The 25,399-nt window shown below is 60.2% G+C and carries 22 protein-coding genes and 1 tRNA gene; 8 read left to right on the forward strand and 15 right to left on the reverse strand.

What is annotated here, in order from left to right:
* The first annotated feature begins 194 nt into the window (after positions 1-194).
* The 3 genes from aguB to ACSSVH_RS01325 all read left to right on the forward strand — a co-directional run bounded on the left by aguB (position 195) and on the right by ACSSVH_RS01325 (position 2,641).
* Entirely contained in the window at positions 195-1,073 is an 879-nt protein-coding gene (gene aguB, locus ACSSVH_RS01315; protein ID WP_170042351.1) for an N-carbamoylputrescine amidase, read from the forward strand.
* Between the two features lie 5 nt (positions 1,074-1,078).
* On the forward strand, positions 1,079-2,185 hold the full coding sequence (gene aguA, locus ACSSVH_RS01320) for an agmatine deiminase (protein ID WP_170042352.1): 1,107 nt from the start codon (positions 1,079-1,081) through the stop codon (positions 2,183-2,185).
* A 243-nt stretch (positions 2,186-2,428) separates the two neighbouring features.
* Positions 2,429-2,641 (forward strand): hypothetical protein, encoded by a 213-nt coding sequence (locus ACSSVH_RS01325; RefSeq protein ID WP_432754892.1) that lies wholly within the window; start codon positions 2,429-2,431, stop codon positions 2,639-2,641.
* A 122-nt stretch (positions 2,642-2,763) separates the two neighbouring features.
* Here ACSSVH_RS01325 and ACSSVH_RS01330 read toward each other — a convergent pair whose 3' ends face one another.
* Complete coding sequence (locus ACSSVH_RS01330; protein WP_492633975.1) at positions 2,764-4,836, reverse strand: TonB-dependent receptor; 2,073 nt, start codon at positions 4,834-4,836, stop codon at positions 2,764-2,766.
* 460 nt (positions 4,837-5,296) lie between these two features.
* On the opposite strand from ACSSVH_RS01330, the gene ACSSVH_RS01335 reads away from it, so the two are divergent.
* The gene (locus tag ACSSVH_RS01335) at positions 5,297-6,592 is read left to right on the forward strand and encodes an OprD family porin (protein ID WP_169863984.1); all 1,296 of its coding nucleotides are present in this window, start codon (positions 5,297-5,299) and stop codon (positions 6,590-6,592) included.
* Positions 6,593-6,666: 74 nt separating this feature from the next.
* Here the strand turns inward: ACSSVH_RS01335 and ACSSVH_RS01340 are convergent, their stop codons facing one another.
* The 4 genes from ACSSVH_RS01340 to ACSSVH_RS01355 form a co-directional block, all read right to left on the reverse strand.
* Entirely contained in the window at positions 6,667-8,232 is a 1,566-nt protein-coding gene (locus tag ACSSVH_RS01340) for a M48 family metalloprotease (protein WP_169953868.1), read from the reverse strand.
* Between the two features lie 12 nt (positions 8,233-8,244).
* Positions 8,245-8,610, reverse strand: a complete 366-nt coding sequence (locus ACSSVH_RS01345; RefSeq protein ID WP_029299836.1) for a hypothetical protein — start codon at positions 8,608-8,610, stop codon at positions 8,245-8,247.
* Positions 8,611-8,648: 38 nt separating this feature from the next.
* Positions 8,649-9,995, reverse strand: coding sequence for a CHASE2 domain-containing protein (locus ACSSVH_RS01350; protein WP_492633976.1), 1,347 nt, complete (start codon positions 9,993-9,995; stop codon positions 8,649-8,651).
* Between the two features lie 137 nt (positions 9,996-10,132).
* Positions 10,133-11,011 carry an EamA family transporter gene (locus tag ACSSVH_RS01355; RefSeq protein ID WP_170042354.1) on the reverse strand — a complete coding sequence of 293 codons (879 nt, stop codon included), beginning with the start codon at positions 11,009-11,011 and terminating at the stop codon, positions 10,133-10,135.
* Between the two features lie 100 nt (positions 11,012-11,111).
* Between ACSSVH_RS01355 and ACSSVH_RS01360 the strand changes: the two genes are divergently transcribed.
* Positions 11,112-11,894, forward strand: coding sequence for an AraC family transcriptional regulator (locus ACSSVH_RS01360; RefSeq protein WP_492633977.1), 783 nt, complete (start codon positions 11,112-11,114; stop codon positions 11,892-11,894).
* A gap of 69 nt (positions 11,895-11,963) precedes the next feature.
* Here ACSSVH_RS01360 and ACSSVH_RS01365 read toward each other — a convergent pair whose 3' ends face one another.
* The 4 genes from ACSSVH_RS01365 to ACSSVH_RS01380 form a co-directional block, all read right to left on the reverse strand.
* Positions 11,964-14,372 carry a TonB-dependent siderophore receptor gene (locus ACSSVH_RS01365; protein ID WP_492633978.1) on the reverse strand — a complete coding sequence of 803 codons (2,409 nt, stop codon included), beginning with the start codon at positions 14,370-14,372 and terminating at the stop codon, positions 11,964-11,966.
* A gap of 112 nt (positions 14,373-14,484) precedes the next feature.
* The gene (locus tag ACSSVH_RS01370; RefSeq protein WP_262381090.1) at positions 14,485-15,432 is read right to left on the reverse strand and encodes a FecR domain-containing protein; all 948 of its coding nucleotides are present in this window, start codon (positions 15,430-15,432) and stop codon (positions 14,485-14,487) included.
* Positions 15,432-15,932 (reverse strand): sigma-70 family RNA polymerase sigma factor, encoded by a 501-nt coding sequence (locus ACSSVH_RS01375; RefSeq protein ID WP_169953863.1) that lies wholly within the window; start codon positions 15,930-15,932, stop codon positions 15,432-15,434. Before ACSSVH_RS01375 ends, ACSSVH_RS01370 begins: the two co-directional genes overlap by 1 nt.
* A gap of 176 nt (positions 15,933-16,108) precedes the next feature.
* Positions 16,109-16,184, reverse strand: a tRNA-Thr gene (locus tag ACSSVH_RS01380).
* A 242-nt stretch (positions 16,185-16,426) separates the two neighbouring features.
* On the opposite strand from ACSSVH_RS01380, the gene ACSSVH_RS01385 reads away from it, so the two are divergent.
* Together ACSSVH_RS01385 and bcsQ are read left to right on the forward strand one after the other, a co-directional pair.
* Positions 16,427-17,275, forward strand: a complete 849-nt coding sequence (locus ACSSVH_RS01385) for an SDR family NAD(P)-dependent oxidoreductase (protein WP_492633979.1) — start codon at positions 16,427-16,429, stop codon at positions 17,273-17,275.
* A 140-nt stretch (positions 17,276-17,415) separates the two neighbouring features.
* A complete protein-coding gene (gene bcsQ, locus ACSSVH_RS01390) occupies positions 17,416-18,321 on the forward strand; it encodes a cellulose biosynthesis protein BcsQ (RefSeq protein WP_492633980.1) in 906 nt (301 codons plus the stop codon).
* A gap of 185 nt (positions 18,322-18,506) precedes the next feature.
* On the opposite strand, the gene ACSSVH_RS01395 is transcribed toward bcsQ, so the two are convergent.
* The 5 genes from ACSSVH_RS01395 to ACSSVH_RS01415 form a co-directional block, all read right to left on the reverse strand.
* Positions 18,507-19,775 (reverse strand): methyltransferase, encoded by a 1,269-nt coding sequence (locus tag ACSSVH_RS01395; protein ID WP_492633981.1) that lies wholly within the window; start codon positions 19,773-19,775, stop codon positions 18,507-18,509.
* Positions 19,756-20,445: an ABC transporter permease gene (locus tag ACSSVH_RS01400; RefSeq protein WP_029295855.1), complete on the reverse strand. Its 690-nt coding sequence runs from the start codon at positions 20,443-20,445 to the stop codon at positions 19,756-19,758. Before ACSSVH_RS01400 ends, ACSSVH_RS01395 begins: the two co-directional genes overlap by 20 nt.
* A 38-nt stretch (positions 20,446-20,483) precedes the next feature.
* Positions 20,484-21,179 (reverse strand): ABC transporter permease, encoded by a 696-nt coding sequence (locus tag ACSSVH_RS01405; RefSeq protein WP_076961640.1) that lies wholly within the window; start codon positions 21,177-21,179, stop codon positions 20,484-20,486.
* 74 nt (positions 21,180-21,253) lie between these two features.
* A complete protein-coding gene (locus tag ACSSVH_RS01410) occupies positions 21,254-22,006 on the reverse strand; it encodes an ABC transporter substrate-binding protein (RefSeq protein WP_057437113.1) in 753 nt (250 codons plus the stop codon).
* 13 nt (positions 22,007-22,019) lie between these two features.
* Positions 22,020-22,793 (reverse strand): ABC transporter ATP-binding protein, encoded by a 774-nt coding sequence (locus ACSSVH_RS01415; protein ID WP_057437115.1) that lies wholly within the window; start codon positions 22,791-22,793, stop codon positions 22,020-22,022.
* Between the two features lie 553 nt (positions 22,794-23,346).
* Between ACSSVH_RS01415 and gabP the strand changes: the two genes are divergently transcribed.
* The gene (gabP, locus tag ACSSVH_RS01420; RefSeq protein WP_492633982.1) at positions 23,347-24,738 is read left to right on the forward strand and encodes a GABA permease; all 1,392 of its coding nucleotides are present in this window, start codon (positions 23,347-23,349) and stop codon (positions 24,736-24,738) included.
* A gap of 200 nt (positions 24,739-24,938) precedes the next feature.
* Here gabP and ACSSVH_RS01425 read toward each other — a convergent pair whose 3' ends face one another.
* The gene (locus ACSSVH_RS01425; protein WP_170042360.1) at positions 24,939-25,352 is read right to left on the reverse strand and encodes a hypothetical protein; all 414 of its coding nucleotides are present in this window, start codon (positions 25,350-25,352) and stop codon (positions 24,939-24,941) included.
* Positions 25,353-25,399 lie beyond the last annotated feature (47 nt).

Consider the following 25,399-nt stretch of genomic DNA (forward strand, 5'->3'; position numbering starts at 1 on the left):
CCCGCTCCCACAAGGGGGATGGGGTTTCAGATGTTAACCCGATTGTTATCGGGAATATTTTGAGTTTTTTAGACGCTTGGATGTTTGCAAGCTTTAAAAGCCGATTTTTATCCGCTATAAAGTCCTCCAGCATTCCCCTTTCTGTCATCGGCCCCGGTTATCCTGGCCGCTGACCACCGCCCAGGAGATGATTCATGAGCCGTATCGTTACCGTCGCCGCTACCCAGATGGCTTGTTCCTGGGACCTCGAAGCCAATATCGAGACCGCTGAAAAGCTGGTCCGTGAGGCCGCAGCCAAAGGCGCGCAGATCATCCTGATCCAGGAACTGTTCGAAAGCCCGTACTTCTGCCAGAAGCCAAACCCGGACTATCTGCAACTGGCAACCCCGGTTGCAGAAAACGTGGCCATCAAGCACTTCCAGAAAATCGCCAAGGAACTGCAAGTGGTGCTGCCGATCAGCTTCTTCGAGCTGGCCGGCCGTGCGCGGTTCAACAGCATCGCGATCATCGACGCCGACGGCTCCAACCTCGGGATTTATCGTAAAAGCCACATCCCGGACGGCCCTGGCTACCACGAAAAGTACTACTTCAACCCGGGCGATACCGGCTTCAAAGTGTGGAACACCCGCTACGCGAAAATCGGCGTGGGCATCTGCTGGGACCAGTGGTTCCCGGAATGCGCCCGCAGCATGGCGTTGCAAGGCGCGGAGATCCTGTTCTACCCGACCGCCATCGGCAGCGAGCCACACGACAAGACCATCTCGTCCCGTGACCACTGGCAGCGCGTGCAACAAGGCCATGCCGGCGCCAACCTGATGCCGCTGATCGCCAGCAACCGCATCGGCAACGAAGAGCAGGACGGCTACGACATCGACTTCTACGGCTCGTCGTTCATTGCCAACCAGTTCGGCGAAAAAGTCGAAGAGCTCAACGAAACCGAAGAAGGCATCCTGGTGCACAGCTTCGACCTCGATGAGCTGGAGCACATCCGCAGCGCGTGGGGCTCGTTCCGTGACCGCCGGCCGAACCTGTACGGCGCGCTCAAGACCCTCGACGGTTCCCTGGAGTCCTGATCGCCATGACCACTTTGCACAGCACGCCTCGCGCTGACGGCTTCTATATGCCAGCCGAGTGGGCACCCCAGACCCAGACCTGGATGATCTGGCCCGAGCGCCCGGACAACTGGCGCCTGGGCGGCAAACCGGCGCAGGCGGCCCACGTGGCAGTGGCCAAGGCCATTGCGCGTTTTGAGCCGGTGACGGTTGCGGTTTCCGCCGGTCAGTACGAAAACGCCCGGGCGCGCCTGGATGTGCCGAATATCCGTGTGGTGGAGATGTCCAGCGACGATGCGTGGGTACGCGACAGCGGGCCGACCTTCGTGATCAATGACCACGGCGAAGTCCGTGGCGTGAATTGGGACTTCAATGCCTGGGGCGGGTTTGACGGTGGCCTGTATGCGCCGTGGAACCGCGACTCCCAGGTGGGCGGCAAGATCCTCGAGATCGAGCGCAGCCCGCGTTATCGCACCGAGGGTTTTGTGCTCGAAGGCGGTTCGATTCACGTCGACGGTGAAGGCACCCTGATCACTACCGAGGAATGCCTGCTCAATCGCAATCGCAACCCCCATCTGGGCCGCGAAGAGATCGAAGCGGTCCTGAGCGCCAACCTGGCTGTGGATAAGATCATCTGGCTGCCCGACGGTCTGTTCAACGACGAAACCGACGGCCATGTGGATAACTTCTGCTGCTACGTGCGCCCGGGTGAAGTGTTGCTGGCCTGGACGGACGATCCGCAAGACCCGAACTATGCACGCTGCCATGCTGCCATGGACGTGCTGCAAAACAGCACCGACGCCAAGGGCCGCGCGTTTACCGTGCATAAAATGCCGATCCCGGGGCCGTTGTACGCCACTGAGGAAGAATGCGCCGGTGTCGACCCGGTGGACGGTTCCCAGGAGCGTAATCCGACCGTGCGTCTGGCCGGTTCCTACGTCAACTTTCTGATCGTCAACGGCGGCATTATCGCGCCGAGTTTTGATGACCCGCTGGACAGCCGCGCCCAGGAAATCCTCCAGGGCCTGTTCCCGCAGCATGAAGTGGTGATGGTGCCGGGCCGTGAACTGTTACTGGGTGGCGGCAATATCCATTGCCTGACTCAACAACAGCCCGCGCCGCACAAAAACTGAGTGCAGTTGTAACAGGCAATTTCGCTGCACCTCGGCTGATTGCCGGCAAGTGCGCCGGGTAATAACAGCAAGCCCATGGCCCGTCGGGGTCGTGGGCTTTTTTGTGTCCGCAGGCCTATAAACCGGACGCTTTGGCACAGCTCTTGTATCGGCGTTGTGACAGTGATCGGGGTTTGTGACTGCGCAGTTCTGTCATAAACCTTGAGTAAGTTAGCCGCTCAAGCAGTAGGAGAGAGCGCTGAAATGAACGCCGATATCAACCTGGTCTATAAACGCGCGCCCCATCCTTCGGTCGTGCGAGGTGACGCGATTCACACGCTGGCACTTTGGTTGAAGGCAAACGGCTCGCGCCGGATCCGGCAGGCGGATCCACGCAGGGTGATGAGTGAGCGCTACCCGCTGGGGTTGTTCAGTGAGGATGAGGTGCAGGTGCTGTGCGAATTGATCCAGGACTGACGGACGCTGATATCCAAATGTGGGAGAGGGCTTGCCCGCGATAGCAGTGTGTCAGTTGATGCATATGTGACTGATACACCGCTATCGCGGGCAAGCCCGCTCCCACAGGAACTGCATGTGGCTTAGAAGTTGTACGTCCCCGTCACCACCAGGCTGCGCGGGTCGCCAAACTGGATCTGGTTGGCGCTGGTCGCCGACGCGTAGTACGTCTTGTCGCTGATGTTGTTCAGCGCCGCCCTCACATCCCAGTCCTTGTGCCGGAACCCGGCCAGGGCGTCCCAGCGGCCATAGCCCGGCAACACCACGGTGTTGGCGTTATCGGCATAACGCTCGCCCACCAGGGTCAGGCCGGTTTCGGCGTACCAGCCCATTTCCGGTTTCCAGGTGACGAACAGGCTGGCGTTGCGCTTGGCCACGTCGCTGATACGCTTGCCTTCAAAGCCATTGTTGTCCTTCACCACCTTGGCATCCTGCACGCCGACGCCACCGCGCACATACCAGTTGCCGACGATTTTGCCGGTGGTGGTCAGCTCGATACCACGGGAGCGCTGGATTCCGCTGAGCAGGGTGATCAGCGGGTTCTCCGGGTCGCGGGTGCGGCGGTTGTACAGTTCCAGTTCATACACGGCGAGGGTGGTGCTCAAGCGGTCGTCGAGCCAGTCGCTCTTGACCCCGATTTCCTTTTGCTTGGTCAGCTCGGGGCTCAGGTCATTGGCATTGCCCGTTGCATTCGGGGTGATGCCGATCAGGCCACCGCCGGTGGGGGAAAACGTCTTGCTCCACGACGCGTAGAACGAATGGTTCTCCACCGGCGTCCACACCACGCCCAGCCGTGGGCTGGTGTTGTGGCTGTCGACGGGTTGCCGGATATTGGTGATCTTATTGGTGGTTTCTACTTCAAAACGGTCGTAGCGCAAACCGGCGAGTACTTGCCACTGATCGTTCAGGCGCAGTTGGTCCTGCACATACAGCCCCTGGCTTTCGACTTCGGTGTGGTTGTTGCTGGAGATCCTCATCGGCCCGGTATGGCTCAGGTGCCGGTTGGGGTGGTTCAGATCGAGGCCGGGCACTGTTGCCGTTACCGCGCTGTACAACTTCGGATCACGGCGCTGGCTGCCCAGCTCCACGCCGGTCAGCAGGCGGTGTTCCAGGCCAAAGGTATTGAAGCCCCCTTCGAGCTCGACGTTATTGAATACGTTGCGCGTCGTCAGGTCCTGCTGCCAGCGCTGGCGCCCGACGGTGTTGGTCTTGGGGTCGTAGCCGGTCAGGTAGGTGTTGTCGAAATCACTGTCGAGCTTGAACACACCCAGGGTGTGACGCAGTTGCCAGCTGTCGTTGAGTTCATAGGCGAGTTTGGAGCGCAGGGACTGGGTGGTGTCGTCGATATAGTCCCGTGGGTCGCCGTAGGTAGTGTCGCGGCTCACATCGGCCGGGCGCCCGCGCACGCCAGGGATGCCCCGGTCCGGGGTGCGGTCGTAGCGGCTGTATTCGTATTGCACCAGCCAGTTCAGTTGCGGGGTCAGTTGCCAGCTCATTGACGGGGCGAATAATTTACGGTTGCCGCTGATGCCATCGCGAAAGCTATCGGTGTCTTCGTTACCCATGTTCAGGCGCAGGCTGATGTTTTCGGTCGGGTCGGCGCTCAAGTCGGTGTACAGGCTGCGCAGCCCGTTCGTGCCGCCCTGGGCCTCGAGGCTGGAGGCGCGCCCGGCCTGGGGCAGCTTGCTGACGCGGTTGACTATCCCGCCCTGGCCACCACGGCCGTACAACACCGCGGCGGGGCCCTTGAGCACATCGATGCGCTCGATGTTGTGCAGGTCGCGCACGTATTGGCTGTCGTCGCGGATGCCATCGAGGTAGAAGTCGCTGCTGGCCTCGAAGCCGCGGATGCGCAAGCTGTCGAAGCGTGTGTCGGCGCCGCTGCTGACGTTGGGGATGCCACTCAACGCCTGGCCCAGGTCGTTGGTGCCGTAGGCGCGCAGGTTCTCGGTCTTTACCGAGTCGATCGCCTGGGGCACGTAGCGCACCGGCGTACTTGTGCGCGTGGCGGTGTTGGTGTCTTTGACGCGTGGGTCGTCTTCGTCCGCTTCGGCGCTGATGGCGGTGGCGGGCAGGGTGGTCGCGGCGCAGGCAAATCCGGCACACAGCAGTGCAGAAAGCCCAAGGGTCATGGGCGTCAGGCGAGAGGCAGGCATCTAGGGGCGCATCCGTAAGAGGGAGGGTAAATAATGCGCGAATGATAATGCTTGCTATTTGCGCGCGTGATTTATTCTTACGCTGCTCGCTTGGGTATTTGTTACAAAATGTGTTTTCGAGGGAATTTTACGCATCAATGGAAAATGCGTTACCCACCAGCGGCTTATTCACACGATGAATTGGCCGAGCGTATATATCGCGTAAATAATGGCTAAATAATATCGCTTAGACTTTTTTTGCCTAAATACAGACGATTCACTAAATTGACACGCGGTTCAGGGCGCGGATAGGATTCGCCTCAACGCCTGTGGCTAACCGCCATGACTTCTCTATAAAAAAGGCCCGCGGCATATTCGGTCGTCCGCGGGCCTTTTTTTATCCGGGGAAAGTCGATACCAAAAAAGCCAAATGGAGCCAGGTGTCACAGCGCGTACTCAACCAGTAATAAGGAATAAAAAAATGTTGAATAAACGGATGGGTCTGATTGCTCTGGGGATTTTGAGCGCTACTCAGGCAATGGCAAACGACCAGGAGCAATCCAAAGGCTTCGTGGAAGACAGCCACTTGAACATCGCGGCGCGTAATGCGTATATCAGCCGCGACTACAAAGACGGTGGTAAAGATAAAGCCGAGTGGGGCCAAGGCTTCATCGGTAAGTTCGAGTCCGGCTTCACCCAAGGCACCGTTGGTGTGGGTGTGGACGTGATCGGCCAATACGCCATCCGTCTGGACGGTGGTAAAGGTCGCAGCGGCGCTGGCGGCATCAACTTCTTCAAGCAAGGCGACAGCGGCGCAGCACCACACGACCTGGCCAAGGGCGGCGCAGCCGTCAAGGCACGCATCTCCAACACTGTGCTGAAGTACGGTGACCAGATGCCAGCCGTGCCGGTCCTGCAGTACGACAACTCCCGTCTGTTGTCGGAAACCTACACCGGTACCTCGATCGTCTCCAAAGAGATCAAGGGTCTGGAGCTGCAAGGTGGTTACTTCACCAAGGAAGCCCAAAAAGGCGCCGAAGGCACCGACAGCGGCAACCTGAAAAACATCGCCTACCTGGGCGGTAGCTACAAATTCACCGAAAGCCTGTCGGCCGCGCTGTACGCATCCGACATGGAAGACGTGCTGAAGAAGCAATACGTCAACGTCAACTACGTGCTGGCCCTGCCACAAGAGCAGTCGCTGACTTTTGACTTCAACGGCTACAAGACCAAGCTGGACAAGAGCTTCGCCCAGCTGACCCAAGGTGATGCTGACGCCCGCGACAACAAAATCTGGAGCCTGGGCGCCACTTGGGCCTTCGGTCCGCACAGCCTGACCCTGGCTCACCAGCGCAGCACCGGTGACACCGGCTACATGTACGGCGGCTACCGTAACAACACCAAGGGTAGTGGTATCGGCGACGGTGGTAACACCATCCTGCTGGCCAACTCCTACTGGTCTGACTTCAACGGTAAAGACGAGCGCTCCTGGCAGGTCGGCTACGGCATTGACTTCAGCACCTTCGGCGTACCGGGCCTGACCTACAACATCGCTTACGTGCGTGGCACCAACATCGACGACGGTAGCAACCGTGGCGATGGCACCGAGCGTGAAATCTTCAACCAGTTCAAGTACGTAGTACAGAGCGGCCCGGCTAAAGACCTGAGCCTGCGTGCCCGTGCCTCCTGGTTGCGTGTTTCGACCAACGCCAACAACTACAACGTTGGTGGTAACGAAATCCGCCTGTTCGCCGACTACCCGATCAACGTGTTCTAAGATCGTGCGTCGTGCCTGATACCAGGCAATAAAAAACCCCGACTTGTCGGGGTTTTTTTATGGCTGCCTAAACCCTACGCCTTGACCTGCGCCAACTTCTGGCAGTTGGCCTTGCGCGCCGGGTACTGCCCGCATTTGCGCAACACGCTTTGCACCTGCTGGGTGTTCTGCAGTTGCTGGTTGGCCAAGAGCTTCTCGGTGATAAACAGCTCCTCCGAACCCAGGTGACGCTCGGCCGTGTCGATCATGGCCAGGGCGGCCTTGCCGTCGCCGCGCTTGAGGTAGTAGCTGATCATCAAGTCATAGGTCGAAGGCCCGGCCAGGGACCAGTCCTTGATCGCCTGCAATTCTTTGAGGGCATCGGCATTTCTACCCTGGGCCAGGCGCACGGCGTAGGCGGTGCGGCGGATGTTCGGCTGGTCCTTGACCGGCGAGCTCAAGGCGCGCCGGATAAACGCATCGGCCTCGGGCACCTTGTTTTTGGCCAGGGCGGCGGTGGCGGCGTAGGCGTCCTTGTAACCCTGCATGGCCTTGGCCACAGGCGCGGCGTCACGCACCTTCGGCCAGCTCGTGGTGTTGACCCGGGCGCGGCGCTCCTTGCGGTACTCGCGTTGCAGGTATTGGCGCAGCTCGGTGTCCCGGTCGATGGCGGACATGTGGGAGCGGTTGAAGTAATCGGTGGTGGCGGTGATGGTATTGGTCAGGCCGTCCTTGACCAGCACGTCCAGCTCCTTGGTAAAGCGGTCGAGGTTGAACTGCTGCAATGAATCTTGCATCGCGTCCTTGCGGGCGGTGAGAAAGCCCGTCAGCAGCGGCTTTTGCTTGCCCTGGAAATCATTCAGGCGCTCCAGGCTGTGGGTGGCCGCACGGGGCGCGTAGCCGGCCCGGATCATCAGGTCGGTGCCGAGCAAATCTGCCTGGTCCTCCTGGCTGCGGCCCCAGGCAGTGCTCCACACGTTGTCGGAAAAACTGTTGGCCAGCGAGGTATACAACACGGTATTGCCGATGGTTTTTTGCGTGCCGGCCGGGTCCTTGCTGAACAGTTTCATGGTGCCCGAACTGCGGTCCACCCCGGTATTGGCCGCCACGGTTGCCAGGGCCACGGTGGAGGCCACGGTGGTGAACATGTCCTTCTGTTGCTGGAAGGCAGCGGCACGATCATGGTGGTGCAGCAGCACGTGGCTCATTTCGTGGCCGAGCATGGCGGCGATTTCGTCTTCGCTGCCGACGTTCTCCAGCATGCCCAGGGGCACGAAGATATTGCCGTACGGGTCCGCCGACGGTCCGAAGCTGTAGCTGTCGGTGATCTTCACCTGCAACAGCGGCAACTGCCCCGGCCAGCCCTTGGACAGGCGCGTGACGATGCCCTGCAAGTACACCTGCAACATCGGGATATCCACCAGGTTCTGCTGGCGCGCCTCGGCCGCAGGCACGGTGCGCCCGTCGTAACTCAAGCGCTGCTGGCCCGCGCGCTGCGGGTCGAGCTTGTAGTACTGGCGCACGTCAGCGTTGTCCACATAGTGGCCTTCGACGCGCGACTGGGTCGACGGCCCCACCAGGTTCAGAAACGCCTGGTCTGCACCCTTCAAGGTGGCGCAGCCGCTGAGCAATGCACTGGCCAGCAATAGATATCCCTTCACCGCGGTACTCCCTTATTGATTGCAGCCGGCGCCGTAGCTGAGCGTGGAATTGTTGTGTGTGTCCTTGGCCAGGCTTTGGGGCATTAGCTGGCACGGCAGTGCGGTTTTGTGAAATGGCGGCTCGATACGCACGTCGCCGGTGTCCAGCCAGACTTTCTGCCCTGCCAATTCCACCTGGATCAGCTCCAGCGCCTGGTTGAGCTGCAACACCGGAAGAGGTTGCTTGGGTGCGTCTTTGCGCGCGATTTCCCGCTGCACTTTGCCTTGCTCGTCCACCACCTCCACCGGGTCGGCCAGGAACTCCTTGATGAGATGGGTTTCGGCCAGCACGCCCTGGCTGTAAAGCGCGGCGAGTAACACGATGAGGATCTTGTTCATCCTTGGTTTCCTTGAGTGAGACGACATGGCGGCACCCTTCAGCGGCCACGGTCGAAGAAGGCTTCGATCCGCTCGCTGAACAGCGCCAATGACAACAAAACAATCCCCAGTACGTTGACCAGGGTGATGTGGTTCAGATACAGCACCCCGCACACCACCAGCAGCATCAGCATCACCAAACCCCACGACGGATAGGGCGAGGTGAAGAAGCGGATCTCCTGCCTGCGCCAGCGAGTCCAGGTATGCAGGCCGGCCAGACGCCGGGCATGCAGGGCCTTGAGCACGATAATCAGCGCCAGCAGCCCAAGCTCCAGCACGTCCACCCAGTGCAGGTTCCAACCGGGGAAATTGGCCGGCTCGCGCTCGTAATCCATGCCCTTGTTGATCAGGTTGTCCAAGGCCATGGCATGCAGGTAAACCCCAGGAATCAGGCCATGCACGGGTGATTGCACCACGTCGCCGGTTGAGGTGATGCTGGCCCCGACCATCACCAGCCGATCGCGCAGCAACCCGGCCACCAGCGCCTGATCCTCCGGCGAACTGACCTCCAGGTCGCTGGCCGACAAGGTCAGGCTATAAGGGCAGCGGGCCTGGGCTGAGTCGTCCAGTTTCCAGAACACCGCCTGGAGCAACTGCGCCACCCAATCCAGTACAAAGTTGCGCGGCGCTGCGCAGTGGCGAATATCGGCGATCTGTGCCTGCTCGGGCGCCAGCTTCAAGCCCCACTGCACGGCGATTGGCTGTAGCTGCGCCGCGGCTTCAGCATCCCGGGGCAGTTGGCTGGCACACGGCTGGCCCTTGCAGAACTGGCGGTACAGGGCCAGGGCCGGGGTTTCCATCACCCCCAGTGCGGTCGGCATCGCCAGCGGGTACTTGTCGTCCACACCGTCCCACACCACCAGCCCCGGCTGGCTGAACGCGGCAAACTGCTCGAGGGTATTGGCCTGCCCATTCTCGCCCCGCGTCACCCCGGTATTGGCCAGCAGCAGGGGAATGCCCCGGCGCTGATAGCGCTCGAACACATTCGCCAACAACTGGCTGCCGCGCGTCGGATCGCCCAGGGAGTGATCGTGGCTGTACAGCAAGTCCACAAACACCGCCTTGGGTTTGTAGGCCAGCAAGCGTTTGAACAACTTGCTCTGCTCGCTATACGGCATCGGCCACGAGGTGTTGTTGCGCATCAGGTAGGCGTCGTCGATCAACACCACGGTGATATGTTGCTGGCCGGCGCCGGGGTAATTGCTGGAGAACATCCGGTTGAGCCACTGGGCGGATGCCTTGTCACTGGAACTGGCCAGGCCGAAGGGGTCGAGCACCGCTAGCAACACGATAAAAAACGCGAGCAAATAGCGACGACGATTAAAAAGCGGGGGGTTCTTCGACATCCATGTCTCGATAAAAAACGGCGGGTGCTGTTGGGGGCAGGTTTCCCGCAGCGAATGCATGGGGTTTTAAAGGACGGGGAGGGGGGTGTCAATTAGAAATATGGCTAAGTGCCATCTGGCGCCCGCCGCCCTCGGCATCAAGCGGCAGATGACGTCCCCGCCGGGCGCGATTTCACCAGCCCCACGGCCAATGCAGACAAAATCAGCGCAATCGAGATCCCCTCGTTGAGATCGACCCGATGCCCCAGCAACAGCATGGAACCTGTGACGCCAAACACCGGGATCAGCAACGACAACGGCGCCACCTTGGAGACCGGGTACTCGCGCAGCAGCAGGTTCCAGCCCCAGTAACAAAAGTGCGTGGCCGCGTACACCTGGAACAACAGCGAGAACACCGTCAGCCACTCCATATGGGTGACCAGCGCAGTGAACGGCGCCGATCCATGGGCCAGCCACGTCAGCAGCAGCAACGGAAGCGGCGGGAACAGGCTGGCCCACACCACAAAGGCAAACATCTCGCGCACTTTTGATTGCTTGATGATGACGTTGCCCACACTCCAACTGAACGCACTTACCAGCAGCAGGCCGTAACCCAGGGTTGTCGCCTCGCCCGGACTGCCGGCGATAATGCCGATCAGTCCTACAGCCGCCAGCCCCACTCCGAGGATCTGGCCGACGCTCAGTTGCTCGCGAAACAACAACACTCCCCAACCCAGGGTAAAAAAGGCACTGAACTGGATCAACAAGGCTGCCGTACCTGGCGGCACACCCCATTCAATCCCCAGGTTGATCAAGGCCCACATCGCCACCCCGAAGATCAAGCCATAGGCCACCAGCCACTTCATCGCCACCGCCGGACGCCGCACAAAAAACACCCACGGCAACGCCGCCAGCGTAAAGCGCAGGGCGGTCAGCAACAGCGGATCGATCCCCGCCAGCCCCAGCTTGGTAATCGGAAAATTCAGCCCCCAGACAGCCGTCACCAACACGGCCAGGGCCAAGTGTTTCTTTTGCATAGTGTTCTGATTCCTGTGTGCGTCAGCCAAGGCGCAACTATGCGCAATAGGTGAGCTGGCTCGCTTGCACTATCAGGTCATAAATCATTAAATTCGGGCCATGCGCGAAACTGACATCGACCCTTACGAAAACACCCCCCGCGACGCCGTGGTCACGGCCAACGACTATGCCGACGGCCAGCACTTTGCGTTGCATACCCATCGGCGCGGGCAATTCGCCTACGCCGCCTGCGGCGTGATCACCGTCTTCACCCAACAGGGCAACTGGGTGGTGCCACCCCACCGTGCCATCTGGGTCCCGGCGGGCGTGCCCCACGAAATGAGCATGAGCGGCCCGGTGACCATGCTCAACACCTACATCCGCACCCACGCCGCAACCCGCCTCAACCTGCCCGCGCAGTGCCAGGTGTTCGGCGTATCAACGCTGCTGCGCGAACTGCTGAGACGCGCCATCGATGTACCGGCGCTGTACGAAAAGGACCATCTGCACGGCCGCCTGATGACCCTGCTGCTCGACGAAATAGCCGACATGCGCCCCCTGTCACTCAACGCCCCACTTCCCAACGACCCCCGGCTGGCCGACATCTGCCGCCACCTGCTGGAACAGCCATCACTGGAAACCAGCATCGACGACATGACCCAACGCCTCGGCATGAGCCGCCGCACCTTCACCCGCTTGTTTCGCCAGCAGACGGGCATCAGCTTTGTGGAATGGCGCCAGCAAGCGTGCCTGTTGGCGGCGGTGGTCAGATTGGGGAATGGGGAGTCGGTGACACGGGTGGCGATTGATTTGGGGTATAGCAGCTCGAGTGCGTTTACGAGTGTCTTCAGGCGGGTGTTGGGGGAGGTGCCGAGTCGGTATTTTGCGAAGAACGTGCCTTGAGGTATCACGCCTGTCAAGCGCGACAATACCGTGCGCAAGCAGGGTATTGTCGTTTTCAACGGCTGCGCCTTACATGCTCCACCTCATGGTCACCGCCACGTTACGTGGGTCGCCAAAGAGGTTCGCGCCGGCAGGGTTACTGATGCTTTGGTAGTAGCGCTTGTCGAACACGTTGTTGAGGTTGGCTTGTACCTTGAGGTTTTTGTTCACGTTGTAGCCAGTCATCAGGTCGAAGATGCTGTAGCCGCCCTGAGTAACGCCGAACGAGGTATAGGTGCTGCTCTGGCTGCGCAATGAACCGCCAATGGACCATTTTTCCAGGTCGCCCGGCAGTTGGTAAGTGGTAGACAGTTTGAGCAAGTTGTACGGCGTGTCGCTGTCGAAGCGGCCGCTGCCGCCCTTGACGTTCTTGGCGGCGGCATAGGTGTAGCCGGCCGAGGCCTGCCAGCCACGAGCGAGCATGCCCTGCAGCTCCATGTCGACACCTTTGGTCTGCACTTCACCGGACGCTACTGAGCAAGACGCGACCCCCGGCAAGCACGTGTCCAGGCTTTGGGCGCGGTTCTCCTGAGTCAGCTGGAAATAGGCCACGCTGGCGTTCAAGGCACCCTCGAAGTATTCGCCTTTGATCCCGACCTCACGGTTGGTGCCCGTGACTGGCGGCAGCAGGCTGCCGTAGTAATTCACGTTGGCCTGGGGCTGGAAGATTTTTGTCCAACTGGTGTACACCGAGTAGGTGTCGTTGATGTCGTAGATCAGGCCGGCATAGGGGGTGTATTCGCGCGTAGCCTTGTAGTCGGCGCCGAACGTGTATTCACCGGAAATAGTGTTCTGTTCGTACTCGTACCAATCCAGGCGTGAGCCGAGGATCAGTTTCAAGTCATCGCGCAGGTGCAAGCGCGTGGTGGCGTAGGTGCTGTACTGATCGACCTGGCCTTTGCGCGACCAGTTGTAGTTGATGGTGGGTTTATCCACGCCGTGATAGTCGAAATTGGACGGGTCGAGCACGACGTTCGGGTCGTTGAGGAAGCCGCCGCCGGGACCATCGTCGGTGTTATCGGTGCGATAGCTGGCGCCAAGCACCAGTTCGTGGGTGGCGCCGAAGAGGATGAAGGGCCCGGAAACGTAGCCGTCGACGCTTTTTTGCGTGTGTTGGTAGGTGTATCGGCCCACGTTCAGGTTCAGTTGGTCGGCTGCGGGGTCCAGTCGGTAGAAACTGGTGCCGAGCATGTCCAGGTCGCCTCGCAACCAGGTGGTGTTCAGGCGCAGTTTCCAGTCGTTGTCAAAACGGTGTTCGAGTTCGGCAAAGGCACTGGTGTTTTTCTTGTTCCAGTAGGTCCACTTCGGGCTCATGCGCGTCGAGCGGGAGATGGGCAGGAACGTGCCATTGGCTTTGGTTGGTATGCCCGACCAGTCGGCCCCTGGGTTGTCTTCGCGGTTGTAGTACGCGCCCAGGGTCAGGGTAGTGGCTTCGCTCAGGTCAAATTCAGTGATGCCGTACAGCAACTGGCGCTTGCTGCTGTAGCCATCGGTAAAGCTGTCTTTGTCCTGAAAGGCGCCGACCACACGCCCCCTGATCGAGCCGCTGGAATTGAGTGCGCTGCTGGCATCGAGTTCGGTGCGGTAGTTGTCCCACGAACCGGCACCTACGGTCACCGATACTTGTGGCTCGACGGTCGGGCGTTTGCGGATCAGGTTGAGCGTGCCGGACGGGTTGCCGGCACCGATCATCAGGCCCGACGCACCGCGCACCACCTCGACCCGGTCGAACATCGCCATTGTCGAGGTGCCGAGAGTGTCGGTGTCATATGCCACGGGTAGGCCATCGATCATGATGTTGTCGATGGCCGAGCCACGCGAGTAGAACTGCGGGCGTTCGCCGCCGGTCTTGCGCATGGTCAGGCCCGGGGTGTAGGTCGAAATGTCCTCCAGGGACTGCATGTTCTGATCATCCATGCGCTGGCGGGTGATGACCGTTACTGACTGCGGCGTCTCGCGCATCGAGGTGGCCAGTTTGGTCGCGGTGCTCATGGAACCTGTGGTGTAGGAACCGGTACCTTCGGTCGTTGCGTCCAGGCTCTGCCCTGAGATGCTGGTTGTGCCGAGTAGCACCGCTGATTCGTTATTGCCAGCAATTAACACAAAGCCCCCGTTGCCTTGGCGTTGCGCCAGTAATCCGCTGTTTGCCAACAAGCGCGATAGCCCTTCCTCGATGCTGTAGGTGCCAGTAAGGCCCGCGGTAGAAAGGCGGCGTGTTTGCTCGGTGTCGAATGAAATAGTGACCCCCGCTTGCACCCCAAACCGGGTCAGGGCGCTACCCAGCGGGCCTGCAGGAATCTGGTAAGCCTTTAGGCTCTGGGCCAGCACCGGCAGCGGCATCAGTGCCAAACCCGGCAACCCGGCGAGGGACATGCCAAATACTGCAAAGCGTATGGCGCGCGTTATCTTGGGAGTGACATTGAGGGGGAGCGGGAGCATTCGTTGATCCTTGCGTTGTCATGGCAGAAACCCGCTGTTATCGCGGCTTATGTCATTGACGGATGAGAATCAAAATCAGCAAGGTCGTTGGGCAAGAATCAGCACCAGGGGATTATGCCGGCTCGATGCTGACCCAATACCGGGTCAGATAGCTCACCTTAACGGGTAGGGTTTTGCTCAAGTTTTCCAACACCGTATCGGTGTCATCGATACGGAACGCGCCCGAGATACTCATGCCCCGTACAGACGCGGCACAGCGCAATACGCCTGGACGATAGCGACCCAGCTCTTCGATAAAGTCTCCCAGGCGCCAGTCATCCACACTCAACATCCCCTGGACCCACGCAGTTGAGCCCGCGGGTAATGGGCGCACCTTGTGGACTTCATCGCGACTGAAAGCCACTTGCTGCCCGGCTTCCAGGCGCAGCGTCCGCTCGACATGCTGACTTGGGCATACCTGCACAGCCGATTGCAGTACGCCGACGAGTGTTTGCTCAGGCAATTGACGGACGCTGAACCGGGTACCCAGCGCGCGTACGCTGCCCTCGCCGGTTTGAACGATAAACGGACGCAGGGCGGGGTCTTTGGCGGTCTGAACCTCAATCTCACCACTGTATAGCTGGATCACGCGCTGTTTTGAGTCAAAGCGGACATCCAGGGCGGTGCCGGCATTCAGTTCCAACTGCGAGCCATCGTCAAGCTGCAGCGTGCGACGCTCACGGGTCCCGGTGCGTTGTTGAGCGAGCATCGAGCGGTACGGTATCTGGTCCGCCGCCATCCAAGTACAGCCGCCAGCGGCCACCAGCATGCCAAGCAGTTTCAGAACATCACGGCGCTGTGTCTTCGCTGCGTCCAGGCTGGAGAGGGCGGCTCGCCTGGGCATCAACGCCCATTGGCGTTGAAGCGTTTCGACCCTTTCCCAGGCTTGCGAGTGCAGTGGGTCGGACGTTATCCAAGCCTGCCAGGCCTGGGTTCTGGCTTCATTGACCGTACCGTCATTGAGTTGCACGTACCAGGTAGCCGCAGCCTCGAGCGTCTTGAGATCCAGAGAGGAGGTCATCAACTGTCGACCAGCAACAGGCAACGGGTCATGGCACGAATCAAGTGATTTTTGACCGTCGTCACTGACACCTCGAATCGCTCAGCTGCTGCAACATAACTCAGCCCTTCCAGTTGCACGGCGAGAAAAATCTCCCGAGTCCTGGTGCCCAACTCATCGAGCAGGCTATCGACGGCAACCAGCATTTCGATGATCGACAACCGTATCTCTGGTGAGACATCCACAGGTTCTGGCCTTTGAGCCAGCGCGTGCAGATAAGCCTGCTCAATAGTGCGGCGGCGGGCCTTATCGATCAGAAGAGAACGCGCAATGGCACTGAGATAACCTCGAGGCTCGCGGATCGGCGCGTCATTGCGGGCCGTCATGACCCGCACAAACGTGTCCTGAGCCAAATCCGAAGCATCGGCGGCATTGCCCAGGCGGACTCGCAACCAGCCTTTCAGCCAGCTGTTGTGTTCGCTATACAGCTGATGAAGAGCTGATTGATCAAGCGCTGACATGAGCGTGCCACCGATGCGTAAATGGTAATCGCTCTCATTGTCGTGATGGCATGATTTTTATGCAAGAGACTTTTCTGCGCCAGGGAGGGAAAGGTGTGGACATTTTGTGGGGGGGCACAAACCCGAACCCCAGAAACAACAAAGCCCCCACATATCTGTGGGGGCTTTGTTTTGTATGGTGCCGGCACCAGGAGTCGAACCCGGGACCTACTGATTACAAGTCAGTTGCTCTACCAACTGAGCTATACCGGCGTGTTAGGGCGACGATTATAGCGATTGGAAAGGTTCTGTAAACCCCTGAATTCTGACTATTTTTCAGTGCATGGTTTTTTCGCTGGCAGTCGCACGCTCCAGCGGTTTCACAAAGGGTGATGAGGGCCGATGGCGAGGCCTGAGGCTTGATACGCAGAAGGTATCAAACCGCCCCTTGATCAGTATTAAACAACGCCGTTGTTCATTGCTAAGTTGAGGTGGCACTCAATGAGGAAAAGCCAATGAATTTCGCAGGAAAAACCGCCGTTATCACCGGCGCTGGCCGTGGTTTGGGTTTTGTCTACGCACAAGCGCTGGCCCAGCGCGGGGCCAATGTGGTGATCAGTGATATCGGCGCCGATAACCTCGGTTCGGGAAGCGATGCCTCCATCGCCCTGGACGCGGCACGCCGCCTTGAGGCCGAGGGTTTGAGCGCGGTTGCTCATCAGGGGGACTTGTCCAGCGAGCAAGGCTGTCGGCAGTTGGTCGAGACGGCCATCGCGGCGTTTGGGCAGCTCGACATCCTGATTCATAACGCCGGCTGGGTGGGTTATCAATCCATTGAGGAGGCGGACGCGGCGTTTATCGGGCGTGCGCTGGATATCAATCTCTATACGCCCATCTGGCTATGCAAACATGCCTGGCAATACCTCAAGCTATCCACTGCCGCGCGGGTGGTGCTGACGTCGTCTGATCGGGCGATGTACCAGCAATATGCCCAGCCCGGGCTGGTGGCCTATGCGGCGGGGAAGATGGCGCAGTTGGGCATCATGAATGCGTTGAGTATGGAAGGCGCAAACGCCGGGATTCTGGTGAATGCGGTGTCGCCGGTGGCCAAGACGCGCATGTGGGGCGTTGAAGGTGAGCCGGGCAATCTCAAGCCAGAGTGGGTAGCGCCGGGGGTGGTGTTCCTGGCGTCGGAGCGCTGCCAGGACACCGGCTATATTCTGCGCGCCAGCAATGGTCAATTTACCGCGACGCGGTTTGTCGAGAATCCGGGGGTGGATTATCCCGTTGACCTGGCGCGGGTCGGGGCTTCCAGTGCCGAGCAGGTTGCGCAGCGGTGGGAGCGGATAAAGGATTGTCATTAAATTGACTTTTAACCGCTCGTCGAAATTGCTGCGCTAAAAAACACCAAAATAATGACACTCACCTACTCCTGTCACACACTGCTTGAACAACAAGTGCACCCATGTCCTAAAAGAGGTGCCGTGACAAAGGAGGGTGGTCTGTGAGCCATGCCGACGAACGTTTTGCCAAGAATCTTGCCAGTCATGATCACCCGGTGACGTCGACGCTGCAGTTCTTCGAAGATACCCCCATCGACGATGCGCCTTCCTCCATTGAGCAACCCCAACCAACCGCCATGCCGGCCTGTCGCGCGCAGGTTGTGGCGTTGGTGTCGGGCAATGGCGGCGTAGGGCGCAGCACCCTGGCGACGGCATTGGGCAGTGGTTTGCAACGCCTGGGGCGCGCAGTGACGGTGCTGGAACTGGACCCACAAAACGCCCTGCACCTGCACTTTGGCCTGCCCCACGACACCCTGGGAATCGGGCGTGCCAGCCTGTGCAAGCAACCCTGGGGGCCGATCGCCCAACCCGGCTTTTGTGGCTGTCGGGTAGTGGTCTTTGGCGAGACCGACCTGCAACAGCAGGAAGACCTGCAACGCTGGCTCAAGCAGGATCCGCAGTGGCTGGCGCAGCACTTGTCGCGCCTGGGCTTGAGTGAGCAGGCCACGGTCATCATCGACACCCCCGCCGGCAATAACGTCTACCTGCACCAGGCATTGCACGTCGCCGACAGGGTGGTGGTGGTTGCCCTGGCAGACGCGGCGTCACTGGGTGCGCTGGAGCAGATGCAGCGGTTGCTGGCGCCGTATCTTGCGCGCCCGTCGGCACCGCGTTGCCATGTGTTCGTCAACCAGTTGGATGAGGGCAGTGCCTTCAGCCTGGATATGCTGGACGTATTCAAGCAGCGCCTTGGGGAGGATGGCCTGGAGGTGATCCATCGCGACCCGCAGATCAGCGAGGCGCTGGCCTTTGGCGAGGACCCCCTGGATAACGAGGCGGTGAGCCTGGCCTGTGACGATATCCATGGGCTGTGCCAGTTGCTGGATAGCCCGCCAAACGTGCCCTGACCCACGCCTTATACGGTTAACCGCAGATGCTTATGCACAATCTGTTGGTCGGACAGGTGTTGAAACAGTCATTTTGTGGAGCTGTTCTCATTACGCTGCAACTGCCTGTTTTGCGTGCGTTTTATTTTATGAACAAAAAATGATCAGTCAGGATTTTTGCCTATGGCGCCCGCTTTTACGGCGTCCTACAGAATTTCATCAACAGAGTTATCCACAGGGCTTGCTGCCCTTTGATCGCGCTCGGCGAGCACCATCAGGTTGCGCGGTGTCAGGCACGATTCGCAGAAGCGACCGACTAGAGCCTTGTAGCCGTTTTCTTGCAGGAACAATGCCCGATCCAGCACCAGCCACAATTCCAGCGGGCGGCGAAATAGGCCACGTACCAGTTCCAGGTTTCGTACATGGGCCAGGCGTTGCCAGCCGTGCTGTTCCAGGGTTGCCCAGTCCTGCTGCCCTGCGGATAAACCCTTGAGCGCCGCCAGGTGTTGGCAGTAATCAGCGAAAGGCCGGTGCAGCCATTCGCTGGGCAATGAAGGCGTGGGCAGGTACTCGTCACACCCGCGCAGTTGCCGCTGCAACTGATCGAAACCCAGGCGCCGGGCCATGGAGGTGTCGCGTTGCAGGCGCACCCGCAAGCCTGCGGTGACGGTTTCGCTCAGGGGCAGGCCGAGGTCTTCGCGCGACAAACGCAGCGCCGAAGCACGAGCCGGGGCCGACAGCGCCTGGTACTGCTCGCTACTGATGCGGTTGTAGCAGCAGGGCGCCACGGCCAGTTGCTGGCAGCCGGCGGCGCTGGCCAGTTGCAGCAGGCGTACGTGCAGATCGCCACAGGCGTGCAGGGCGACGGGGGTGTGTTCGCCGCGCAGTTGTTGCACGGCGTCCTCGGCCATCACGTCTTGCGGGTGGTGGCGGGCGGGCATTTGATGATGGTCACTGAGGGCCTGGCCTGCGGCGATCAGCGCCGGATCGTACTCCAGGCAGGTCAGGTGTTGCCCCGGCTGCAGCAGCCGCCGGCCAAGGTGGCCTTTGCCGGCGCACCAATCGAGCCAATGGGTGGGGCGCCCGGCAAACTGCAAGGCGGCGCCAAACGCCTCGATCTGCTGCCATTTACGCCCCGGTACATCCACATTCAGGCGCGACGACGGCGCATGCAGCGCGCTCGACGGTAACTTATCCACAGCACTGAGACGCGCCGCCAGCTGCGCCCATTGGGGAAACGGCGCCGGGGCTTGTAGTTCGGTGGGCAGGTTATGGCTGCTTTCGGCCTCTGCCAGCGAGCGCTGGCGCAGCCATTGGGCCAGCGCTGGATGCTGGGCTTCCCAAGGCAACTGCAGATGGGTGAAGGGCCGTGGTCGCCACAGCCCTTGATGTTCGGTGAGGAACGCATCCAGTGCGAGAAAACGGGCTAGCAGTCGCTCGCCCGTCAACCCGCTGTCAGCGTCCTTGGCAGGCATCGACCCGCAACCAGCGTTCCAGCAGCTTGAAGCCGCGCACCAGCACATAGGCCATCAGCAGGTAGAACATGCCGGCGGCAAAGAAGATCTCCACCGGCAGGTAGGTGCGGGCAATGATGGTGCGGGCCATGCCGGTCAACTCCAGCAAGGTCACGGTACTGGCCAGGGCGCTGGCCTTGAGCATCAGGATCACTTCGTTGCTGTAGGCCGGCAGGCCGATGCGCGCGGCGCGCGGCAGGATGATGTAGAACAGCGCCTTGGGCTTGGACATGCCCAGCGCCCGCGCCGCTTCGATTTCACCGGGCGGGATGGCCTGGATCGCGCCGCGCAGGATCTCGGCGATGTAGGCGGCGGTGTGCAGGGTCATGGTGACGGTGGCGCACCAGAACGGGTCCCGCAGGTAGGGCCACAGGGCGCTCTCGCGCACGGCGTCGAACTGCGCCAGGCCGTAGTAGACCAAAAACAGCTGCACCAGCAGCGGCGTGCCACGGAAGAAGAAGATGTAGCAGTAAGGCAGGGTGCGCACGTACCACAGGCGCGAAGAACGGGCGATGCCCAGGGGGATCGCCAGCAACAGCCCGGCGATCACCGCGATGGCCACCAGTTCCAGGGTCAGGGTCGCGCCCTGGGCCAGTCGTGGCAGCCACTTGATGATCACGGCCCAGTTCAGGCCCAGGTCGAAATGCGCCAGCCAGCTATAGTCGCCGTTCATTGCGTGCTCCTCGCAAAGCCGCGAGCGGCGCGTTTTTCCAGGAAGTACATGCCGGCCATGGCCAGGACGGTAAGGCCCAGGTACATGAAGGCTGCGACCATGAAGAAGGTGAACGGCTGCTTGGTGACGGTCACGCCGATTTGCGCGTGGCGCATGATTTCTTCCAGGCCGATCACCGAGACCAGTGCGGTGTCCTTCATCAGGATCATGAACAGGTTGCCCAGGCCCGGCAGGGCGATGCGCCACATCTGCGGCATGATCAACCGGGTGAAGATACGCAGCTTCGACAGGCCCAGGGCAATGCCCGCTTCACGGTGGCCCTTGGGGATCGCCAGGATCGCGCCACGGAACACTTCGGTGGCATAGGCGCCAAAGCACAGGCCCAGGGCAATCACGCCGGCAGCGAAGGCGCTGAGCGACAGGTCGGGGTTACCGAAAAACTCCCCGAGGGCCCGCATCATATTGACCGTGCCGAAATAAATCAGCAGCACCCACAGCAGTTCGGGAATGCCCCGGACAATGGTCGAGTAAGCGCCGCCAAGCCATTGCAGGAACTTGTACGGGGAAGTCTTGGCCAGGGCGCCGGCCAGGCCGAGCACCAGCCCCAGGCATAACGCCGTGAGTGCCAGTTTGACGGTCATCAGCGCGCCGGCAGCGAGTGCGGGGCCGAATCCGTAGAGATCGAAATTCATGGTTTTTTCATATCGCGCAAGGCTTGCGAAAAACCGGCGCGCTCAACGGAGCGCGCCGGTCTGGCCAATCAGGATCATTCGATGCTGAAAGGGAAGTACTTGTCGTTGATCTTCTTGTAGGTGCCGTCGGCCTTGATTTCCGCCAGGGCCTTGTTTAGGCGCTCGCGCAGTGGGTCGCCTTTACGCACGGCGATGCCGATCTTGTCGCTTTCTACAACCGGATCGCCCTTGAACTCGTAGGCCGAACCGTCTTTGCTCTTGAGCCACTCGTATTGCACGTACTTGTCGGCGAGCATCCCGTCCAGGCGGCCGGACGTCAGGTCGAGGTAGGCGTTTTCCTGGGTGTCATAGAGCTTGGCGGTGGTGTCTGGCAGTTTGTCTTCCAGGTAGGTACCGGCCAATGTCGCACGCTGGGCACCGATGATCTTGCCCTTGAGGTAGTCGGCGTCGGTCTTGAAGTCCTTGATGGACTTGGCCGCGATGAATTGCAGCTTGTTGGAGTAGTACGGGTCGGTGAAGTCAACGGCTTGCTTGCGCTCGTCGGTGATCGACAGCGACGACACCAGGAAGTCGAACTTCTTGGCGTTCAGGGCCGGGATGATGCCGTCCCAGTCCGAGACATACACTTCGCACTTCTCGACTTTCATCTTGGCGCACAGGGCGTCGCCGATGTCTTTGTCGAAGCCGACAACGTTGCCACTGGCGTCTTTATTGTTGAAGGGCGGGTAGGCCGCCTCGATCCCCATTTTCAAAGTCTCGGCCATGGCCGTGGCGCTGAACGCCATGGAAACGGCGGCGGCCAGGAGGAATTTTTTATAGTTCTGCATGCATGTTGCTCCGTTAGCGGTTGCTGGACATGAATTGTTTGCAGCGCGCCGAAAGCGGGTTGTCAAACACCTGCTGTGGCGATCCTTGCTCTTCGACCAGACCCTGGTGGAGGAACACCACTTCGCTGGACACTTGGCGGGCAAAGCCCATTTCGTGGGTGACCAGCAGCATGGTGCGGCCTTCTTCGGCCAGCGCGCGGATCACATTAAGTACTTCCTGAACCATTTCCGGGTCAAGTGCCGAAGTGGGCTCATCGAACAGAATGACTTTAGGCTGCATCGCCAGGGTGCGGGCGATGGCGGCGCGTTGCTGCTGGCCGCCAGACAATTGCGCCGGGTAGGCGTGGCGCTTGTCGCCAATGCCGACCTTGGCCAGCAGCGCCTCGGCCACTTCGATGGCTTCGGCCTTGCTCTGGCCGAGCACGCGGCGTGGGGCCTCGATGATGTTGTCGAGGATGCTCATGTGCGGCCAGAGGTTGAAGTTCTGGAAGACAAAACCGATTTCGCTGCGCAGGCGATTGATCTGCTTGCCGTCGGCGGCCATCAGCTCGCCGTTTTTCGCGGCCTTGAGCTTGAGCTCTTCGCCGGCCACCAGGATCTGGCCCTGGTGCGGGTTTTCCAGCAGGTTGATGCAGCGCAGGAAGGTGGACTTGCCGGAACCGGACGAACCCAGGATCGAGATCACATCGCCGTCGCGAGCGGTCAGCGAGATGCCTTTAAGCACCTCCAGCTCACCATAGCGTTTATGCAAGTTGCGGATTTCAAGCGCGGGCGCGGCCAAAGCCATGTGCGGTCCTCATTGTGTTCATTGCGTTCCTGCTGTTGGGTCGCCTTCCTGGCGTGGCGCCAAGCTAGCATAGCGTCCGGATGACAGCCAACAGCGCCACGGGCGTTAAACAGACGGTGTGTGACAGGTTGTCGCATCGGCACAGTAGCGTGTCGCGCCATCAACAACCGAACAGCCGTTTTAACCGATAAACCCGTGGCAGTCGCGTAAAAAAGGGCGCGATGGTGCCAGCTTTGGCCGGGTGTTGGAAGGGTTAAACGGGTAAACGGTGCCTATCGGCCCTTTAATTGGGCGTCACTTACTTTTTGTGTGTGTTTTTGGTGCGCTCATTCGTTCTTGAAGTGAGTCGAGCGGTAACGCTGTGGCGGATTGCCAGTAATCTCAATGGCTTGCGAGCGCTTAGGGATTGTCCTACAGGCCGCGTCAACCTTGGCTTTGTAACATTTTGGCGCAAATCTTGCGTAAAAAATAAAGAACGCCCCGTTTGTTTCTTTTCACGAAGAGGCGGCAGGCCGGGTGGACCGTATACGCAATTCCTCGCAAAGGTGTGTCAATGAGTAGTACGCAAAGCTCCAATGACCTCGAACAGGGGCTCAAACCGCGGCATGTCACCATGTTGTCGATTGCCGGTGTGATCGGCGCTGGTTTGTTTGTCGGCTCCGGCCACGCGATTGCGGCAGCCGGGCCCGCCGTGCTGTTGGCTTATGCCGCAGCCGGTACGTTGGTGGTGCTGGTGATGCGCATGCTGGCCGAGATGGCCGTTGCCTCGCCAGACACTGGCTCATTTTCCACTTACGCCGACCGGGCTATCGGCCATTGGGCCGGCTTTACCATCGGCTGGCTGTATTGGTGGTTCTGGGTGCTGGTGATTCCCCTGGAAGCCAACGCCGCCGCAACCATCCTGCATGCCTGGTTCCCCGACGTGGCGATCTGGGCTTTCACCCTGGTCATCACCTTGCTGCTGACCGCGACCAACCTGTTCAGCGTGAAGAACTACGGCGAGTTCGAGTTCTGGTTTGCCCTGATCAAGGTGGTGGCGATCATCGGTTTTGTGATCCTCGGCGTGCTGGCGATCTTCGGCTTGCTGCCGGGCAGCCAGGTCAGCGGCGTCTCGCACCTGTTCGACACCCAAGGCTTTTTGCCCAACGGCATGGGCGCGGTGCTGGCGGCGATTTTGACCACCATGTTCTCGTTCATGGGCACCGAGATCGTGACCATCGCGGCTGCAGAATCGAAGAACCCTGGCCAGCAGATCACCAAGGCCACCAACTCGGTGATCTGGCGGATCGGCTTGTTCTACCTGGTGTCGATCTTCATCGTTGTGGCCCTGGTGCCGTGGAACGATCCGACCCTGGCTGCCGTCGGTTCCTACCAGACGGTGCTGGAACGCATGGGCATCCCGAATGCCAAGCTGATCGTCGACCTGGTGGTGTTGGTCGCCGTGACCAGTTGCTTGAACTCGGCGCTGTACACCGCGTCGCGCATGCTGTTTTCCCTGGGGCGTCGTGGAGATGCGCCGGCGGTGGCCAAGCGCACCAACAAGAGCGGCACGCCTTACTGGGCGGTGATGCTGTCTACCGGCGCGGCGTTCCTCGCGGTATTTGCCAACTACGTGGCGCCGGCGGCGGTGTTTGAATTCCTGCTGGCCAGCTCCGGCGCGATTGCGCTGCTGGTGTACCTGGTGATTGCCGTGTCGCAACTGCGCATGCGGCAGAAACGTACTGCGGCGGGCGAGAAGATTGCCTTCAAGATGTGGTTGTTCCCCGGCCTGACTTACACGGTGATCGTGTTTATCGTCGGCGCGTTGACCATCATGTTGTTCCAGGAAGCGCATCGGGTGGAGATTATCGCGACCGGTGTGTTGAGCCTGCTGGTGGTGTTGGCGGGGTTGCTGGTGGCAAGTCGGCGCCGGGCTCAGAAGTTGGGGACTGCGGTGCTCAACTGATGAGTTGAAATGCGTGTTGCCTAGCGCCACAAAGCACTGTGGGAGCCGGGCTTGCCCGCGATGGCGGTGGTTCAGTCGACTACGATATTGACTGGCCCACCGTCATCGCGGGCAAGCCCGCTCCCACATTTGATCTTCACTGCTTTGAGCATTGCGCTCGCTTAACTGATCGGCATTAGGGCAAGCCCGCTTGTGTGGTATCAATCCTGCGCGCTGGTCAGCGCCTGGGATGCCGCCACGTAGTCCGCCTGGAACTCTGGCGATTCAATCCACGCCAACGCCGCCGCTTCATCATCGCTGTCGGTGGACCACTGCCGATACTCGATCAGTGCCGCCAGGATAAAGTCCGTGGCGTTTTCTTCGCCTTCCTGCTCCAGTACCAGCGCCAGCAACGGGTGCGCCAGGAATGCCGCACACAGCGCCTGCTGGCTGGTCTCGCCGGCCGCGCGCATTTGCACGAACAGTTCGGTCAAATCCACCGACTCAAGGTCAATACGCTCGTCGTCACCTGCAAACGCATCCTGCTTGGGCGCATTGGCGCGCTGGGTGCGGTTCTGCTTGGCCTTGGCTTTTGCCCGCTGGGCACGTTTTTGCTGCTTGTCTGGCGAAGCCATGGGCTCACGTCCTTGGTTCAGGATCTGGGGTGGCGTATTGAAGCGCA

Source organism: Pseudomonas sp. HC1(2025) (assembly GCF_058742075.1).